The 18,832-nt window shown below is 39.1% G+C and carries 14 protein-coding genes, 1 tRNA gene and 1 pseudogene; 2 read left to right on the top strand and 14 right to left on the bottom strand.

The genetic code is table 11. The features are described from left to right. Window positions 1-5 precede the first annotated feature (5 nt). Complete coding sequence (clpS, locus tag ACFINO_RS05785; RefSeq protein ID WP_273790742.1) at window positions 6-377, bottom strand: ATP-dependent Clp protease adapter ClpS; 372 nt, start codon at window positions 375-377, stop codon at window positions 6-8. Between the two features lie 235 nt (window positions 378-612). Between clpS and ACFINO_RS05780 the strand changes: the two genes are divergently transcribed. Together ACFINO_RS05780 and ACFINO_RS05775 are read left to right on the top strand one after the other, a co-directional pair. Continuing rightward, on the top strand, window positions 613-1,962 hold the full coding sequence (locus ACFINO_RS05780; RefSeq protein ID WP_375632766.1) for a D-alanyl-D-alanine carboxypeptidase: 1,350 nt from the start codon (window positions 613-615) through the stop codon (window positions 1,960-1,962). Window positions 1,963-1,994: 32 nt separating this feature from the next. Continuing rightward, complete coding sequence (locus ACFINO_RS05775; RefSeq protein ID WP_375618379.1) at window positions 1,995-2,273, top strand: hypothetical protein; 279 nt, start codon at window positions 1,995-1,997, stop codon at window positions 2,271-2,273. A 406-nt stretch (window positions 2,274-2,679) separates the two neighbouring features. Here the strand turns inward: ACFINO_RS05775 and ACFINO_RS05770 are convergent, their stop codons facing one another. The 13 genes and pseudogenes from ACFINO_RS05770 to ACFINO_RS05710 all read right to left on the bottom strand — a co-directional run. Further along, window positions 2,680-4,071 carry an L-serine ammonia-lyase gene (locus ACFINO_RS05770; RefSeq protein WP_375632764.1) on the bottom strand — a complete coding sequence of 464 codons (1,392 nt, stop codon included), beginning with the start codon at window positions 4,069-4,071 and terminating at the stop codon, window positions 2,680-2,682. A 340-nt stretch (window positions 4,072-4,411) separates the two neighbouring features. Continuing rightward, window positions 4,412-5,101 carry a nitroreductase gene (locus tag ACFINO_RS05765; protein WP_375618388.1) on the bottom strand — a complete coding sequence of 230 codons (690 nt, stop codon included), beginning with the start codon at window positions 5,099-5,101 and terminating at the stop codon, window positions 4,412-4,414. A gap of 205 nt (window positions 5,102-5,306) precedes the next feature. Beyond that, window positions 5,307-5,510, bottom strand: a complete 204-nt coding sequence (locus tag ACFINO_RS05760; protein ID WP_375618381.1) for a hypothetical protein — start codon at window positions 5,508-5,510, stop codon at window positions 5,307-5,309. A 715-nt stretch (window positions 5,511-6,225) separates the two neighbouring features. Continuing rightward, the gene (gene rpoC, locus ACFINO_RS05755; protein WP_375632761.1) at window positions 6,226-10,437 is read right to left on the bottom strand and encodes a DNA-directed RNA polymerase subunit beta'; all 4,212 of its coding nucleotides are present in this window, start codon (window positions 10,435-10,437) and stop codon (window positions 6,226-6,228) included. A gap of 171 nt (window positions 10,438-10,608) precedes the next feature. Beyond that, window positions 10,609-14,757, bottom strand: a complete 4,149-nt coding sequence (gene rpoB, locus ACFINO_RS05750) for a DNA-directed RNA polymerase subunit beta (RefSeq protein WP_375632759.1) — start codon at window positions 14,755-14,757, stop codon at window positions 10,609-10,611. A gap of 290 nt (window positions 14,758-15,047) precedes the next feature. Continuing rightward, the gene (gene rplL, locus ACFINO_RS05745) at window positions 15,048-15,419 is read right to left on the bottom strand and encodes a 50S ribosomal protein L7/L12 (protein ID WP_375655234.1); all 372 of its coding nucleotides are present in this window, start codon (window positions 15,417-15,419) and stop codon (window positions 15,048-15,050) included. A 101-nt stretch (window positions 15,420-15,520) separates the two neighbouring features. Then, window positions 15,521-16,039, bottom strand: coding sequence for a 50S ribosomal protein L10 (rplJ, locus tag ACFINO_RS05740; protein WP_012755027.1), 519 nt, complete (start codon window positions 16,037-16,039; stop codon window positions 15,521-15,523). Between the two features lie 355 nt (window positions 16,040-16,394). After that, on the bottom strand, window positions 16,395-17,099 hold the full coding sequence (gene rplA / locus ACFINO_RS05735; RefSeq protein WP_375613460.1) for a 50S ribosomal protein L1: 705 nt from the start codon (window positions 17,097-17,099) through the stop codon (window positions 16,395-16,397). Between the two features lie 4 nt (window positions 17,100-17,103). Further along, window positions 17,104-17,532, bottom strand: coding sequence for a 50S ribosomal protein L11 (gene rplK, locus ACFINO_RS05730; protein ID WP_273723157.1), 429 nt, complete (start codon window positions 17,530-17,532; stop codon window positions 17,104-17,106). A 150-nt stretch (window positions 17,533-17,682) separates the two neighbouring features. Next, on the bottom strand, window positions 17,683-18,213 hold the full coding sequence (gene nusG / locus ACFINO_RS05725; protein WP_375632755.1) for a transcription termination/antitermination protein NusG: 531 nt from the start codon (window positions 18,211-18,213) through the stop codon (window positions 17,683-17,685). 20 nt (window positions 18,214-18,233) lie between these two features. Then, entirely contained in the window at window positions 18,234-18,446 is a 213-nt protein-coding gene (secE, locus tag ACFINO_RS05720) for a preprotein translocase subunit SecE (RefSeq protein ID WP_273790652.1), read from the bottom strand. Between the two features lie 198 nt (window positions 18,447-18,644). Further along, a tRNA-Trp gene (locus ACFINO_RS05715) sits at window positions 18,645-18,720 on the bottom strand. 47 nt (window positions 18,721-18,767) lie between these two features. After that, a pseudogene (locus tag ACFINO_RS05710) lies at window positions 18,768-18,832 on the bottom strand (elongation factor Tu); the annotation flags it as partial.

Below are 18,832 nucleotides of genomic sequence, written 5' to 3'. Positions count from 1 at the left end.
GCTCCTCACTTCCATTCCATTACACATTGTAACGGATGTTCATTTTGACGCGCACATTCCCTCACTTGTAATATTTTCATTTCAGCGACTTCATAAGTATAAGTCCCACATTCTCCTATCCCATTGTGATGAACATTTAACATTATCCGCGTTGCCTCTTCGAAACTTTTTTTAAAAAAGTTCTTCAAAACGAAAACAACAAAATCCATAGGTGTGTAATCATCATTAAGCAAAAAAACTCGACATAATTTAGGTTTTTCGAGTTTTTCTCTAGCCTTAGGCATTATAACCGCACCATGCCTACCTTCATCCCAATTCTTGCCCTTTTCATTATGCATAATATGAGCTATAGAGTTTATTATGAGCGTCTGTCCCATTATCGTTTTCCATGCAACACATTTTTTATTAATTTTAAATTCTTTCATAACTATTGCAATACCTGTTTGTATTAGAAAAAAATCTCCCTCTATGGTTAGACTTCAATCACTCACTCATAAAATAACTTCTGTAAACAAATTAGTAATACCATTCGCCTAAACTGCATCAACAAATTACAGAAAAGGAAGCTTTATAGAAGTTTTTCAGGATAAATGGAGAAATAGGATACTGCAAGTGTATATTAATTATCAAAAAATTATGCGCTACTGTAAAACAATAGCAATTTCTTTTGTTATGTTAGCTTTTTCTTACTGTTGGGCATCAGCCACACCTCAAGGCGCCTATCCTGATAAGTATGCGGCTATTGTTATAGATGCTACTACGGGAAAAACTCTATTTCAAGCCAATGCAACACTGAAACGTTATCCTGCTTCTTTAACAAAAATGATGACATTGTACTTACTCTTTGAAGCTATGCAGATGCGTCGTGTGACACCAAATACACCAATTCCTGTTTCTCATTATGCAGCAATGCGTCCACCAACAAAAATTGGATTTAAAGCAGGCCAAACAATTTCTGCAGAATCAGCAGCTAAAGCACTCATTACAAGATCCGCAAATGATGTTGCTGCTGCCATTGCAGAATATCTTGGAGGTAGTGAAAAAAAATTCGCTCAAATGATGACAATAAAAGCTCGTAAACTTGGCATGAAACATACACATTTTGCAAATGCTTCAGGACTTCCGGATGTGCACAATTATTCTACAGCACGAGATATAGCGACTTTGTCATTAGCTTTACGTAAACATTTTCCCAAACAATATAAATTGTTCAAAACAAAAAGTTTTAATTTCCGTGGACATAAAATTAACAGCCACAATAAACTTGTTAAAATAATGAAAGGTGTCGATGGAATTAAAACAGGCTACACACAAATGTCAGGTTCTAATTTAGCAACTTCGATGCGTCTTGAGGGGCGCTCTGTTGTCGCTGTTGTTATGGGAGGTAAATCATCTACTGCGCGTGACGAGCATATGGCTAGCCTATTGAAACAATATTTGCCCAAAGCAAGCCAAATGAAAAGTGGTGAACGTTTAATGGCTTCTGTACGCTATCACTTACCGACTGGCGCCAATACTCCTATACCGACCATTAAAGCTGATTCAAGTAATTTTGACGATGAAATTTCGACTATGTTGACAGCATTTGCAGAACAACCTAAAAACTCCAATATCGCAATAACGGCTGTAAATAAGGTAATTATACCAATACCGAATCCTCAAAAAACTATACCGGCTGAGACTCATAAAATTGTAACAGTCTCTTTGTCCGAAAATGCCGGATGGGCTATCCAAATTGGTTCTCTTCCTAGTGAAGAACAAGCAAAAACTCTACTTTTAAAAGCAAAAAATATAGCTTTTTCTATTTTAAAACACGCATCTTCACACATGCAACTGTTTGAAAAAAATGGGCGGCGTTATTACCGAGCGCGCTTTACAGGGTTTCAATCAAAAAAAGCTGCATTTGATGCTTGCTCTACATTAAAGAAAGCAAATTTTAACTGCTATACTGTAGCCTACTAAAAAATTTTGAATTCTGCGTTAAGGATAGTATTATGACAGATAATGCTTTTGCTTCATTCCATAAAAAAGAAATTTTATTGAAGCAATCATCCCTCCTTTCATTGCGTTCTCTTCACGATGCTGCCGCAAAACTTACTGGTTTAAAATATAATTCGACTGCATTAGATACACAATCTCTTGTTCACCTTCTCATTTGCCAAACAATACGCAACCGTCGTCTCATAATGCCTCCTGTACGCATTCATTTACGCGTTGCGAGCCAAACTGGTAATGTGCCTATTAAAATCCGTTTAGGAGCAACAAATATTTAATTTCTCTAAAAAATTATTTTATTATTAACCATTATCTACAGCCTTAGAAAACCCTTTGATAAACATACTTTTTTCTTAAATTGTTGAATTTTTCTGACAGCTTTTCCAACTATCCAATATCTCCAAGCTTTCAATAAAAACATTGTTAAGGACATAAAAATACCCAATATTTTTCCACTTTTGGATTTAATATAAAAAATTATCCTTGATATCTTTCTGGAAAAAATGAATAGCTTCATTAGATGAAAGCTTATCATTTGATGGGATTATTGTAAAAGTTCAATAAAGAAAGTCCCTCTTAATAACGCTCCCCATACAACATAAACGCTGAAAAAACATAAGCTTTATCAGAAAATACGATCTCTCTCCCAAAAGTCCAGTTATGGATTGAAAAATGTTCCAGCTCTTAACAAGATATCACATTGACTGCAAGACCACCTTTACTTGTCTCTTTATAGCGTTCACTCATATCATGACCAGTCTGGCGCATTGTTTCTATACAAGCATCAAGAGAAACAAAATGATCTCCATTACCATATAATGCAAGAGAAGAAGCCGTTACCGCCTTAACAGCTCCCATTGCATTACGCTCAATACAAGGAACTTGTACAAGACCTGCAACAGGATCACATGTCATTCCCAAGTGATGTTCAAGCGCAATTTCTGCCGCATTTTCAATTTGAGCTGGTGTTCCACCTAACGCTGCGGTCAACCCTGCTGCGGCCATTGAAGATGCCGTTCCAACTTCACCTTGACACCCAACTTCTGCACCAGAAATAGAGGCATTATGTTTGATAACACCGCCTATAGCTGCTGCCGTTAATAGAAAATTATGTATTCCCTCTCGATCTGAATCATCATTAAATTGAAGATAATAACGCAAAACGGCTGGGACGACACCGGCTGCTCCATTTGTTGGTGCTGTAACAACACGACCACCTGCTGCATTTTCCTCATTGACGGCTATAGCATATACCGAAAGCCAATCATTTGCCCAAAGTGGATAATTGTAATTTTTCTTTTGTTTTTCCAAAAGCGTTTCATGCAGCTTTTTAGCGCGCCTTAGAACACGCAATCCACCAGGCAACTCACCTTCTTGTGAAAGACCTCTATCAATGCAATTTGTCATCGCTGAAAAAATTTCATCAAGCCCTACATCAAGAGAAGAACGCTCTATCTTTGTTTCTTCATTTAAGCGCTTCATTTCAGCAATTGAAAGTCCTGATTTTTCTGCCATTGATAACATTGTACAAGCAGAATCGAATGGATATGGTACCTCAAATGCTTCTGGTTGTATATTATCATTCATATGGCTTAATTCATCCTCAGTCACAACAAAGCCACCACCGATAGAATAATAAATCTGCCGCAACAGAACATTCCCATCAGTATCAAGTCCTTCAAAGGCTAGTCCATTTGTATGTCCAGGGAGGATTTGCTTTCGTTCAAAAATAAGATCACGTTGCACATCAAACTGATAAGCGGGATGACCTACTGGTTGCACTTTTTTTTCACGTATAACTTTTTCTAACAGAAACCCCATGCTATCAGGATCAACAGTAGAAGCTTTTTCTCCTAAAAGTCCTAATATGATAGCTCTATCTGTTGCATGACCAATACCCGTGAAAGCTAAAGAACCATAAAGATAAACACGTATACGAGAAACTTGAACATCAGACGACTGAGAAAAATCTCCTATCTTTTGCAAAAACATATTAGCAGCTGTCATTGGTCCCATCGTATGTGAGCTAGAAGGACCAATCCCAATTTTAAAAAGTTCAAAAACAGATAGAAACACGTATCACCTTAAACTATAGTACAGCTTGAGCATATATGCTTTTTCATAACGTTTCTTCCGTTTAAAATCAAATTGCGAGATAAACTAAAAAAATGACAACAATAAACACGAATGTCGCTCGTCTTGCTACCACCCAACACTTTCTTTCTATAGTGTTTTCCATTAGCCAACCTTTAAAACGGACAATGCCCCTAGAGTCACAACTCCTAATGTTTCAAGCGTAGTAAAATAAGTGTTAATATGCAATATTAAAATTCAATAAGGATGAGAAATCTTATCGGAAATATTTTTCATAATGCACTAAGTTCTTCAAAACGTATGCTTAATTTTATAAAATATTTTATGGATATGTTTCAATGAAACGTACAAATTTTTCTAACGATTCTCGTTCTGTCTCAAAATTGTTTTCTGGAGCACTCATATCGCGATAACCAAGTGCCATACCACAGATAATATGGCGATCAGAAGGAATAGATAAAAGCGTACGAATCTGTTTATGATAATCAGCAAAAGCAGCTTGAGGACAGGTATCTAATCCAAATCCACGTGCAGCTAACATAATGGTCTGCATAAACATACCCAAATCAAGCCAACTCCCCATTTCCATGTCGTGATCCATTGTAAATAAGAGCCCTACAGGTGCATCAAAAAATAAAAAATTTCGCGCCTTTTGATGAAGTACTTTTTCTTCATCATCTTTTTGAATTCCAAGACTCTGATAAAGATCCAAACCAACTTTTCGACGCCTTGAAATATAAGGCTCACGCCACTGACGTGGATAATAACTATATTCACGCTCTCCTTTTACACCTGAAAGCACAAGTTGTGAAAGCTCTTGCCCTACTTTCTGTAATACACTTCCTGTAAGCACAATTACTTGCCATGGCTGAATATTTGTTCCAGATGGTGCACGTGCTGCAAGTTTTAAGATTTCTTTGATTGTTTCCAAACTAACTGGCTGATCAGTAAAAGCGCGAATTGACTTTCGTGACAAAATAGATTGAAAAACACTCATAGGAGAAACTGTCATTGTTTTTACTTTCTTTATGAAAAATAGTTTTTTCTTATCAAGGATAATATACTGCGAAAATACCTTTGCAGCTTTTTCAAACACTCTATTTCTTTAAATGACTTACACATTTCACGCAGTGGTAAATATTCCCCTTAGAGATAGTATAATCTATCTCTTTTAAGAGAAAGAAATTTGTCTAAAAGAAGACAAAATAAATTTATAATCAATGACTAACCCCCAACTCCGCTAAGCTCTCAAAAAAACTCTCTTCAATTCGTTCTAAATCCTGTAGAAGATCATCAACATCATGCTGCATCTGCTTTAAATCAGTTCGTTTTTTATGAATTCCTGCAATTAATTTCTTAAGCTTTTTCTCATCATCAGGTGGTTTTCCAACCATTGTCAACATATCAGATATTTCAGACAACGAAAATTTTACTCTGTTAGCATACAGGATTTGTTTTAACTTATGACGATCCGTTTATGTATAAAGCCGTGTACTTCCACACCGAAAAGGGATAAGAAGTCCCTCTTCTTCATAGCAAAATTCGAGCTATTATTGAAAATTCACGTGTTAATTTTCCAATTGAATAATATTCGTACATTTTATTATTCTGTCTGCATAGATCACATTGTTATAAGAAATATGTCTATTTTTTATAAAACTTAGTGAGCACCTTAATCTCTACTTTTCTGCATTCTAATTTAGAAGAAAATACATTCACAAACATTGTATAGTAGAGAATCAATTATTTTTAGATTACAGAAAGACTATTGATCTTTCATTATAAGTCCTTTTAAATCTTTATAGAAGATATCAATCAAAAATTTTCCTAAAGTTTAAAATCAATCATTATTTGATTTGTAGATAATCAACTCTTTTCCTTGAATATGATTTTTGAGTTTCACATACTTGGGAAAAACTTTCTATACTGCCTTCAGAAATAAGAAAACTTTAAAATGAAGTAACAAAAAAGATAAGCATCATTACAAAACAATAAGCTACTAAAGATGTTTAAAATAACTATCGCCTTATAATTTTTGATATTTTTCAAGAAAATATACAACTTCTGCATTTCGAAATAAAAAACGTCTGAACTTTCTATTCAGACGTTTTTATATTATGTGGTGTTGTATTTAAATTATTCAGCAACGGCTCCGGTTGTCATATTTGTCAACATAGCCTTAGCCACTTCGTTATTACTAGACTTACGCTGCTCATCTACAATCAAATCATCACGAACTGCAGCAATACGACGAATTTGAGAAATTGTACCACCCGTACCTGCTGGAATAAGACGACCGACAATAACGTTCTCTTTAAGTCCTTGCAAAGTATCAATTTTACCAGAAACTGCTGCTTCAGTAAGAACACGTGTTGTTTCCTGAAACGATGCCGCCGAAATGAAAGAAGGCGTTTGAAGAGAAGCTTTTGTAATTCCAAGAAGAATGGGATTACCAGATGCAGGTTTCTTCCCTTCTGCAATCAAATTATCATTGATTTCATCAAGTTCAATACGATCAACATTATCACCTGGAATATAACCAGAATCTCCAGATTCTGTAATTTCAACTTTTTGCAACATTTGACGAACAATCACTTCAATGTGCTTATCATTAATAAGAACTCCCTGCAAACGATAAACCTCCTGAATCTCATTAACAAGATAAGATGCCAAAGCTTCAACCCCCTTAATCGCCAAGATGTCATGAGGTGCTGGATTACCATCAAGGATATAATCTCCCTTTTCAATTTGATCGCCTTCTTGGAAATGGAACAACTTACCTTTTGGAATCAAGTATTCTACTGCCTCAAGAGTTTCATCATTTGGTTCAATAATGATACGACGTTTATTCTTATAACCACGGCCGAATCGAATCGTGCCACTAACTTCAGCAATAATCGCATGATCCTTTGGACGACGCGCTTCAAAAAGCTCAGCCACACGAGGAAGACCACCCGTAATATCTTTCGTCTTGGCACTTTCCATTGGCAAACGAGCAATAACATCACCAGCCTTAACATGAGCACCAAGCTCAACAGAAAGAATAGTTTCCACTGACATCATATAACGGGCTTCACCTCCCTTATACAATTTAGCAATGGATTCACCTTCTTTATCCGTGTGAATAATAATAGCTGGTTTAAGATCCGCACCACGTGGATTAGCGCGCCAATCAATCACCAAACGCTTCGTAATACCCGTAGATTCATCAGCTGTTTCAGTGACAGATAAACCATCAATCATATCTTCAAAACCCACATAGCCTTCAACTTCCGTTAAAATTGGACGTGTATAAGGATCCCATTCTGCTATACGTTGTCCACGTTTAACCACATCACCATCATCAACAAAAATATGAGCACCATAGCTAACACGATGTACAACGCGCTCTTTTCCTAACTCATCCTTGATAAGGATAGCCATATTACGCCCCATAACAACCAAATGGCCTTCAGAGTTACGAACCACATTACGATTACGAATCTCCACCTTACCTTCATAAGATGCCTCTAAATACGATGAATCAACAACCTGCGCAGTTCCTCCTAAGTGGAAAGTACGCATAGTAAGCTGTGTTCCCGGCTCACCAATGGATTGAGCAGCAATAACACCAACGGCTTCTCCCTGATTAACAGGTGTTCCACGCGCCAAATCACGACCATAGCATTTTGCACAAACACCAAGACGTGTTTCACATGTTAATGCAGAACGAATTTGAACAGATTGAATTCCAGCTGCTTCAATCTTCGCGACATCAGCTTCCTCAATCATTGCTCCACCTTCAAGGATAACCTCTCCAGAGACAGGATGTAGAATATCAACAAGCGCTGTACGACCAAGAATTCTTTGCCCAAGGGAGGCAACAATTTGTCCTGCATCAACAATCGGCTGCATGGTAAGCCCTTTTGCGGTACCACAATCAACTGCTGAAATAATAGCATCCTGTGCAACATCAACAAGACGCCGTGTTAAATAACCAGAGTTCGCCGTCTTTAACGCAGTATCAGCAAGTCCTTTACGTGCACCATGCGTGGAATTGAAGTATTCATTAACAGTTAGACCTTCTTTAAAATTGGAAATAATGGGTGTTTCAATAATTTCACCCGATGGTTTTGCCATTAATCCACGCATACCGGCCAATTGTCTCATCTGGTTAGCAGAACCACGAGCACCAGAGTGCGACATCATATAGATAGAATTCATCGGCCGTTGACGACCTGTTTTAGGATCAAAATCGACGGCTTGAATACGTTTCATCATTTCATCTGCAACGCGATCTGTACATTTACCCCAAGCATCTACAACCTTATTGTATTTTTCACCTTGTGTAATCAAACCATCATTATATTGCTGTTCGTACTCCTTAGCCAAAGCTTCTGTTTCTGCGACTAAACGCGACTTACTATCAGGAATAACCATATCGTCCTTACCGAATGAAATTCCTGCACGACAAGCATAAGAAAAGCCAAGCTGCATAATACGGTCACAAAAAATAACCGTCTCTTTTTGTCCACAGTGCCGATAAACATGATCAATCATTTTAGAAATGTTCTTTTTCGTCATCTCTTGATTGACAATATCAAATGAGATATCCGCACTTCTTGGCAAAAGCTCACCGATAATCAAACGACCAGGTGTCGTATCATAAAGTTTAGAGACTTCTTTTCCATCCTTCCCCATATTCTTAACACGGCCTTTAATCTTCGTATGAAGCGTTATAACCTTATTTTCCAAGGCATAATGAAGCTCACCTATATCAGAAAAGGCCATTCCTTCACCTGGTTCTTTTTCAGAAACAATTGAAAGATAATAAAGACCAAGAACCATATCCTGTGAGGGAACAATAATGGGAGCACCATTGGCCGGATGAAGAATATTATTGGTGGACATCATCAAAACACGGGCTTCAAGCTGTGCTTCAAGAGAAAGCGGCACGTGAACCGCCATCTGATCACCATCAAAATCTGCATTAAAAGCAGTACACACCAGTGGATGAAGTTGAATAGCTTTGCCTTCAATTAAGATAGGTTCAAAAGCCTGAATCCCCAAACGGTGCAATGTTGGCGCACGGTTGAGTAAAACAGGGTGTTCACGAATAACCTCATCCAAGATATCCCAAACTTCTGGATGTTCTTTTTCAACAAGCTTCTTTGCCTGCTTTACCGTTGATGAATAGCCTTTTGCATCAAGCCGCGCATAAATAAAAGGCTTAAATAATTCAAGAGCCATTTTTTTGGGAAGACCACATTGATGCAATTTTAATTCAGGACCCGTCACGATAACAGAACGCCCCGAGTAATCAACACGCTTCCCAAGTAAGTTCTGACGAAAACGTCCTTGCTTGCCCTTCAACATATCTGATAAAGACTTAAGAGGACGTTTATTGGCTCCAGTAATCACACGCCCACGCCGTCCATTATCAAACAATGCATCAACAGCTTCTTGTACCATACGCTTTTCATTGCGTACGATAATTCCAGGAGCACGCAATTCAATCAGCCGTTTCAAGCGGTTATTACGATTAATAACACGCCGATAAAGATCATTCAGATCTGATGTCGCAAAACGCCCACCATCAAGCGGAACCAATGGACGCAAATCCGGTGGAATAACCGGAATTGTTTTCATAATCATCCACTCTGGCTTATTTCCAGATTCAAGAAAATTTTCAACGATTTTAAGTCGTTTAATCAATTTTTTCTGCTTTAACTCTGAAGTTGTTTCAGCTAATTCAAGACGCAAATCATTAGCGATTTTATCTAACTCCATACTAGCTAAAAGCTCGTAAATAGCTTCAGCGCCAATCATAGCTGTAAACTGATCTTCTCCAAATTCATCAATAGCAAGCATATATTCTTCTTCAGAAAGAAGCTGATGGAGCTTAAGAGACGTCAATCCTGGTTCGGTTACAATATAATTCTCAAAATAAAGAACCCGTTCAATATCTTTTAAAGTTAAATCTAAAAGTGTAGAAATACGACCTGGTAATGATTTAAGAAACCATATATGCGCAACGGGTGCCGCAAGTTCAATATGCCCCATACGCTCACGACGTACGCGGGAAAGAGTAACCTCTACACCACATTTTTCACAAATAATGCCCTTATACTTCATGCGTTTATATTTGCCACATAGACATTCATAGTCCTTAATAGGGCCAAATATACGTGCACAAAAAAGACCATCACGCTCTGGTTTAAAAGTCCGATAATTAATCGTCTCAGGCTTCTTAATCTCACCATACGACCAGGACAAAATTTTCTCAGGACTCGCAATAGAAATACGAATAGAGTCAAATGTCTGCGCTGGCGCTTGAGGATTGAAAAGATTCATGACCTCGTGGTTCATGCTGTTCTCCTTCAAAGATTCTTAGAACCTGTTGTAATATCTCATCTATTTTATAACAGATCTTCTTTAAAAGACATTTACTTTTAAAAATGACCTGTATAGCCTTAATAAGGTTATTGAGCCTCTTAAAGTAATAAGAGCGCTCCTTTTTCTAGTGCGCTCCTTGAATTATTATTCTGCCGTATCAGACAATGCCCGCTGTGCAATAAGTTCACGCGCATCATCAAGCTCCACATTAAGAGCAAGTGAGCGCATTTCTTTTACCAACACATTAAAGCTTTCGGGTATACCTGCCTCAAATGTATCATCACCACGCACAATTGCCTCATAGACTTTTGTTCGACCAGCCACATCATCTGATTTTACTGTTAGCATCTCCTGCAAAGTGTATGCAGCACCATAAGCTTCAAGTGCCCAAACCTCCATTTCACCAAAACGCTGACCACCAAATTGTGCCTTACCTCCTAATGGCTGCTGCGTAACAAGTGAATAGGGACCAATAGAACGTGCATGAATCTTATCATCAACAAGGTGATGTAATTTCAACATGTAAATATATCCCACCGTTACTGGACGATCAAAAGGCTCCCCAGTACGACCATCATAAAGCGTAACCTGCCCTGAACTATCTAAGCCTGCGTCTTCCAGCATCATGTTAATATCAGACTCATGTGCTCCATCAAAAACAGGCGTTGCAATTGAAACCCCTTTCTTCATCTGCAATGCCAATTTGTAAAGGCTTTCATTATCATACTGACGAACTGGTTCATTATGATTATCATCAGGCATAAGATTTTCAATACGCTGACGCAACGGCAATATATCCCCAGTCTCTTGATATAACTCTAACAAAGCACCAATCTTCTTGCCCATCCCCGCACATGCCCAACCAAGATGCGTTTCAAGAATTTGTCCAACATTCATACGACTAGGCACACCAAGCGGATTCAAGACGATATCAGCATGGGTCCCATCTTCAAGAAATGGCATATCTTCTACGGGAAGAATACGTGAAACAACACCCTTATTCCCGTGACGTCCCGCCATCTTGTCACCTGGTTGGATTTTGCGCTTCACAGCCACAAAAACCTTCACCATTTTCATGACACCAGGAGGCATTTCATCACCTCTTTGGACCTTTTCAACCTTATCCATAAAGCGACGTTGTAATGCTTCTTTTGATTCATCATATTGCTTGCGCAAAGCTTCAATTTCATTTTGAAGCTTTTCATCCTCAACAGCAAATTGCCACCACTGGGATCGTGGATAATGCCCCATTACTGTACTATCAAGCTTTTTGCTGCCCGAAAAGCCTTTCGGACCTTCTACAGCAACTTTACCTGTCAACATATCGGTGAGGCGCGCATAAACATTGCGATCAAGAATAGACTGTTCATCATCACGGTCTTTTGCTAAACGCTCAATTTCTTCACGCTCAATTGCCATCGCACGTTCATCTTTTTCCACGCCATGGCGATTAAAAACGCGAACTTCAACAACAGTACCAAAAGTCCCAGGAGGCATACGCATAGAAGTATCACGAACATCGGATGCCTTTTCCCCAAAAATTGCACGCAGAAGCTTTTCTTCCGGCGTCATGGGACTTTCACCTTTCGGAGTAATCTTTCCAACTAAAATATCACCTGGTTGAACTTCAGCACCAATATAAATAATGCCAGCTTCATCAAGATTTCTTAACGCTTCTTCCGCAACATTAGGAATATCGCGCGTAATTTCCTCAGGTCCAAGTTTTGTATCGCGTGCCGCAACTTCAAATTCCTCAATATGAATTGAAGTAAACACATCATCAGCAACAATGCGCTCGGATAACAAAATAGAATCTTCATAATTGTATCCATTCCAAGGCATAAAGGCTACGAGAACATTCCGCCCAAGAGCCAAATCACCAAGATCCGTGGATGGACCATCTGCAATGATATCACCTTTCTCTACCCTATCACCGACATGTACAAGAGGACGCTGATTAATACAAGTGGACTGATTAGAACGCTGAAATTTCTGTAAGCGGTAAATATCAACGCCTGATTTTGAAGGATCTAAATCTTCTGTTGCACGGATAACAATACGGGTAGCATCGACTTGATCAACAACACCACTACGTTTTGCACTTACAGCAGCTCCTGAATCGCGCGCAACAATAGATTCCATTCCCGTCCCAACAAATGGCGCTTCAGCGCGTACAAGAGGAACTGCTTGACGCTGCATGTTCGATCCCATAAGCGCACGATTCGCATCATCATTTTCCAAAAAAGGAATAAGCGCTGCTGCAACTGAAACCAACTGTTTTGGTGAAACATCCATCAAATCAACATGATCACGCGGCGCCATTAAAACTTCACCAGCATGACGGCAAACAACAAACTCTTCTATAAAACGACCTTCGTTATCTAATGAAGAATTAGCCTGAGCGACATAATGCTTTGCTTCTTCCATCGCTGAAAGATAAATAACTTCTTTTGTGACTTTCCCATCAATAATTTTTCGATATGGGCTTTCAATAAAGCCATATTTGTTAACTCGCGCAAATGTTGCTAAGGAGTTAATCAGACCAATATTGGGGCCTTCTGGTGTTTCAATCGGACAAATACGACCATAATGCGTAGGATGTACGTCACGGACTTCAAAACCCGCACGTTCACGAGTCAAACCACCTGGACCAAGAGCAGAAAGACGGCGCTTATGGGTAATTTCTGACAATGGATTGGTTTGATCCATAAACTGCGACAATTGTGAAGACCCAAAAAATTCACGGACCGCTGCTGCCGCAGGCTTTGCATTGATTAAATCCTGTGGCATAACTGTATCAATTTCAACCGATGACATACGCTCTTTTATCGCACGCTCCATACGAAGAAGACCAATGCGATATTGATTTTCCATCAACTCCCCAACGGAACGAACCCGACGGTTGCCAAGATTATCAATATCATCAATTTCACCACGTCCATCACGCAATTCAACCAACATCTTAACAACAGCAAGAATATCCTCTTGGCGTAAAATACGAACTGTGTCTGGACAATCAAGATCCATACGTAAATTCATCTTAACACGCCCGACAGCTGAAAGATCATAACGCTCTGGATCAAAAAACAATGAATGGAACATTGCTTCTGCTGTATCGATTGTTGGAGGTTCACCTGGACGCATCACCCGGTAAATATCAAATAACGCATCCTGCCGACTTTCATTTTTATCCACCTTCAAAGTATTGCGGATGTAAGCGCCAATATTCATGTGATCAATATCAAGAATATTGACTTGATCAGCACTAACATCGAGCAGAATTTTTAATACTTTTTCGTCAATTTCATCACCAGCTTCAAGGTAGATTTCACCTGTTTCGTAATTGACGATATCTTCGGCTAGATAACAACCTAATAAATCATCTTCACTAACTTTAACCGCTTTAAGTCCTTTTTCTACCAAAGACTTCGCAGTACGAACTGTTAATTTTTTACCAGCCTCCGCAACGACTTCACCACTATCTGCATCTATAAGGTCAGAAATGAGCTTCATTCCTTTAAAGCGATCCACAGAATAAGGAACTCGCCATCCTTCTCCATCACGCTCATAAGTCACTTTATCATAAAACGTCGATAAAATATCCGACGCATCCATACCTAATGCCATCAAAAGACTAGTAACAGGAATCTTGCGCCGTCGATCAATACGCGCATAAATGATGTCCTTAGCATCAAACTCAATATCAAGCCAAGAACCTCGATACGGAATAACACGAGCAGCAAAAAGAAGCTTTCCTGATGAATGGGACTTTCCTTTATCATGGTCAAAAAAGACACCAGGAGAACGATGCATCTGAGAAACAATAACACGCTCCGTACCATTAACAATAAAGGTACCATTCGTCGTCATTAAAGGCATATCGCCCATATAAACGCCTTGCTCTTTAATGTCTTTGATATCTTTGGAGCCAGTATCCTCATCAACATCAAAAACAATCAAACGCAATATGACCTTTAATGGGGCAGCATAAGTTAAATCACGTTGACGGCACTCTTCAACATCAAATTTTGGTAAATCAAATTCATAACCTACAAACTCAAGCATAGCTGTACCGGAAAAATCTGAAATAGGAAAAACCGATTTAAAAACAGCTTGCAAACCTTCATCTGGTCGTCCACCTTTCGGTTCCTCAACCATGAGAAATTGATCGTATGAGGCTTTTTGAACCTCAATAAGATTCGGCATTTCTGCTACTTCAGGAATCTTACCAAAAAATTTCCGTACGCGCTTACGACCATTGAATTGAGACATCATTGCGTGAGTCTGAGCCATCGTCGCTCCTTGATCTTTACTCTTCAAGGTAGACCAACCTTGAAAGCCTTATACCATTAACCTGCATATGCAGATCAGTTCACTTGACACTCAATAATGAGCATCATTAACTTTCCCCACCAACATAAGCCATTTATCTCTTTGACTCTATGATGAAGGGGTAAGTAATCCAAACCTATCCCATTCCTGTTACGAAACCATTGGGAAAAGGTTTTTTACTCATTATTTTCCCTCTTTGTATTAAGAGAAAGAAAATCGGCGAACATAAATGCCCGCCGATAAAATTAAATTTACTTAAGTTCCACCTTAGCACCGGCAGCTTCAAGTTGAGATTTAATTTTTTCTGCTTCTTCTTTAGAAGCAGCCTCTTTAATAGGCTTAGGTGCACCTTCAACCAGATCTTTAGCTTCTTTAAGACCAAGTCCAGTAAGAGCACGAACTTCCTTAATAACATTAATTTTTTGTGCGCCACCTTCAACAAGAATAACATCAAATTCTGTTTTTTCTTCAGCAGTTGGAGCAGCAGCACCAGCAACAGCAGCGACAGCTACAGGAGCAGCAGCCGAAACTCCCCACTTTTCTTCAAGTAACTTAGAAAGCTCAGCGGCTTCCAAAAGGGTTAGATTAGAAAGGTCTTCTACGATCTTCTCTAGATCAGCCATTTTTAAATTCCTTCAATTAAAAGATTTTAACCATTATTAAATCTTATTCAAAAAAACAGAAAAGCATTAAAGCTCTTCCATAAACGTGAATACAAACAGCCTTAAGCCGCCTTATCCTCCTGAGCATATGCTCCAATGACACGTGCAACCTGACCAGCAGGGGCATTAACAACCTGTGCAATACGGGTCGCAGGGGTAGAAATCATACCCACAAGTTTTGCACGCAACTCGTTTAATGAAGGCAATGAAGCCAATGACTTCACAGCATCTACAGTTAAACTTGTTGCACCCATTGAACCGCCAAGTATGACAAATTTGTCATTGCTTTTCGCAAAATCAACAGCAACTTTCGGTGCTGTGATTGGATCTTCTGAATAAGCAATAAGTGTTTGTCCAGTAAACAAACCCACTATCGATTCAGATTCCGTGCCCTGAAGAGCGATTTTAGCAAGACGGTTTTTGGCGACCTTAACGGCACCGCCAGCTTCACCCATTTTCGAACGCAAATCATTCATCTGTGAAACTGTCAGACCGGAATAATGTGCAACAACAACAGAACCAGACTTCCGAAAAGCCTCGTTAAGCCATGTAACAAATTCGCGTTTTTCCGCTCTATTCACTGTCTCTCTCCATTTAACAGATTTGCTTAAAACAAACCTGTTGGTTACCTTTGATAACATAAAACACTTCATGTCACCGATGAGGATCCTGTCCCCTTTTTCACGCACAGCGTTCAAAGGCAACCTTGGCTCAAACCCTTTAAGTCTTTTAACTCTCAGTTTTTACCCCAGTCTCATGCAGGTTTTTTTTGATTAAGATACTTAAAAGCATCACCTACAATCTCGGACAGGATATTCCGGAATTTCTCCCGGTACAACCTAAGCCCTATAAAGCTTAGATAGCGAGCTGATCAAAATCAGCATTTTAAATACAATTTTGATATTCCCATACCCCAAAACAAAATTATAAATCAGCTTATACTAGCTCTGAACGAACCGTTGCTGGATCAACTTTAACACCAATTCCCATAGTCGACGAAACAGCAACGCGCTTAATATATTCACCTTTTGCACCTTGCGGTTTGGCTTTAATAACTGCACTTGCAAAGGCTTTTATATTTTCTACGATTTTTTCAACACCAAAAGAAGCCTTACCAATACCAGCATGCACAATACCAGCTTTTTCCACACGAAACTCAACAGCACCACCTTTAGAAGCTTTGACAGCACCGGCGACATCAAGTGTTACAGTACCAACTTTCGGATTCGGCATCAAACTCCGTGGACCAAGAATCTTACCAAGACGACCAACAAGAGGCATCATGTCTGGCGTTGCAATACAACGATCAAAATCTATAGTCCCTCTATTAACGCTTTCAAATAAATCTTCGGCACCCACAATATCAGCTCCTGCCGCCTTAGCTTCCTCAGCCTTATCCCCACGAGCAAAAACGGCAACACGAATATTTCTCCCTGTTCCATTAGGCAAATGAGCAACGCCTCGAACCATTTGATCAGCATGACGAGGATCAACACCCAAGTTCATTGAAATTTCGATTGTTTCATCAAACTTAGCAACAGCACGCTCCTTAACCATTGAAACGGCATCTTTTAAAGCGTAAAGTTCATTAAAATCAATATCTTTTCGGATATTTTTTATTCTTTTTGCTACTTTTGCCATAATATTAGCCCACCACTTCCAAGCCCATCGAGCGAGCAGAACCTTCAACCATACGCATTGCTGCCTCAATGTCATTCGCATTAAGATCTTTCATCTTTGATTCCGCAATCGAACGAATTTTATCGCGAGAAATGCTTCCTACAGACACTTTACCAGGCTCTTTTGAGCCAGATTTCAGGTTTGCTTCCTTCTTTAAAAAGAATGATACAGGAGGCGTCTTGAGAGAAAATGTGAAAGATTTATCTTGGTAATACGTAATAACAACTGGAATCGGTGCCCCCTTTTCCATTTCTTGTGTCGCTGCATTAAACGCCTTACAAAATTCCATGATATTAATACCACGCTGCCCAAGAGCTGGACCAATCGGTGGAGATGGAGTAGCAGCTCCTGCAGGGACCTGCAACTTAAGCTGACCTATACTTTTTTTTGCCATAACAATCTGCCTTTAATTTTACTGGTATACTGACAATTCATCTTGCCCGTTACCCGCTTGCAGTCACGTGGTTCGGATCATTAAGCCGACAAAAGCTATAAATCACCTCCCACTCCTTCCTTAAAGTAATTAAAACTACTCTAAGTTTAATCAGAGCTTTTCAACCTGACTAAATTCCAAATCAACAGGCGTAGGACGCCCAAAAATAAGCACTTCAACCTTAAGACGAGAGCGCTCTTCTTCAACCTCTTGAACAATTCCATTAAATGAAACAAAAGGACCATCAGCAACGCGAACTTGCTCTCCAACCTCAAACAATACAGAGGACTTTGGAGACTCAACCCTTTCCTGAACTTGTTTGAGAATTTGCTCAACCTCTCGATCAGAAATGGGAACAGGACGCGCATCTGATCCTAAAAAACCTGTCACTTTAGGCGTATTCTTAATAAGATGATAAACTTCATCTGTTAACTCAGCACGAACAAGAACATAACCAGGAAAAAATTTTCGCTCAGTATCAACTTTGCGTCCACGACGAACCTCTACAACACGCTCTGTTGGAACAAAAATCTTTTCAAAAAGATGATCAAGTCCCTTTTGCTTTGCCTCCTTATCAATAGCTTCCGCTACTTTCTTTTCAAAGTTTGAATATGCCTGAACAATATACCAACGAGCTGCCACAGTCACACTTCCTTACATTCTCAACTAAAAAGATATTTCAGAAGATCAATAACCCGCCAAACACCAAAATGCATAACCTGATCCACAATAAAAAAGAAAGCTGAAGCCAATGCAGTTACCAACAAAACCATAATAGTAGAAATAACCGTCTCACGACGTGTAGGCCATTTCACTTTAATTGTTTCTGCATAAACCTGCTTCAAAAAGGTAATCGGATTGGTTTTAGATGCCATCGTCACACTATACTCTCTCTAGTCCTATTGTGTTTTATAGAATAAAATAAACAGGAAAAAAATGCAAAAGCCAACTTTCAGACTTATGCAATTTCCTTACTTTCTATTCAATACCGTTTCACACACAAAAAAACAAGCCCCATATCAAAAAAAGCGAAAAAGGCAGCAAAATCCACTCCCTTATATGTACCCCCCCTTTGGCAGGGGCAGCAGGACTTGAACCCGCGACCTGCGGTTTTGGAGACCGCCGCTCTACCAACTGAGCTATACCCCTAACTCTCAAAACTAAAACACTTTTAACACCCCTTTAACAAGCATTATTTATTCAATGATCTTAGAGACGATACCGGCACCAACAGTACGACCACCTTCACGAATAGCAAAAC

Source organism: Bartonella sp. AA83SXKL, assembly GCF_042196965.1.
Classification (GTDB): Bacteria; Pseudomonadota; Alphaproteobacteria; order Rhizobiales; family Rhizobiaceae; genus Bartonella.
This window is presented reverse-complemented; position numbering and strand designations above follow the sequence as displayed.

Bases quoted from the DNA above. Each gene is read 5' to 3' on its own strand.
- ACFINO_RS05775 (WP_375618379.1), top strand. From the start codon at position 1,995: ATGACAGATAATGCTTTTGCTTCATTCCATAAAAAAGAAATTTTATTG.
- rpoC (WP_375632761.1), bottom strand. From the start codon at position 10,437: ATGAACCACGAGGTCATGAATCTTTTCAATCCTCAAGCGCCAGCGCAG.
- rpoB (WP_375632759.1), bottom strand. From the start codon at position 14,757: ATGGCTCAGACTCACGCAATGATGTCTCAATTCAATGGTCGTAAGCGC.
- secE (WP_273790652.1), bottom strand. From the start codon at position 18,446: ATGGCATCTAAAACCAATCCGATTACCTTTTTGAAGCAGGTTTATGCA.
- rplA (WP_375613460.1), bottom strand. From the start codon at position 17,099: ATGGCAAAAGTAGCAAAAAGAATAAAAAATATCCGAAAAGATATTGAT.
- clpS (WP_273790742.1), bottom strand. From the start codon at position 377: ATGGGACAGACGCTCATAATAAACTCTATAGCTCATATTATGCATAAT.
- rplL (WP_375655234.1), bottom strand. From the start codon at position 15,419: ATGGCTGATCTAGAGAAGATCGTAGAAGACCTTTCTAATCTAACCCTT.
- rplK (WP_273723157.1), bottom strand. From the start codon at position 17,532: ATGGCAAAAAAAAGTATAGGTCAGCTTAAGTTGCAGGTCCCTGCAGGA.
- ACFINO_RS05765 (WP_375618388.1), bottom strand. From the start codon at position 5,101: ATGACAGTTTCTCCTATGAGTGTTTTTCAATCTATTTTGTCACGAAAG.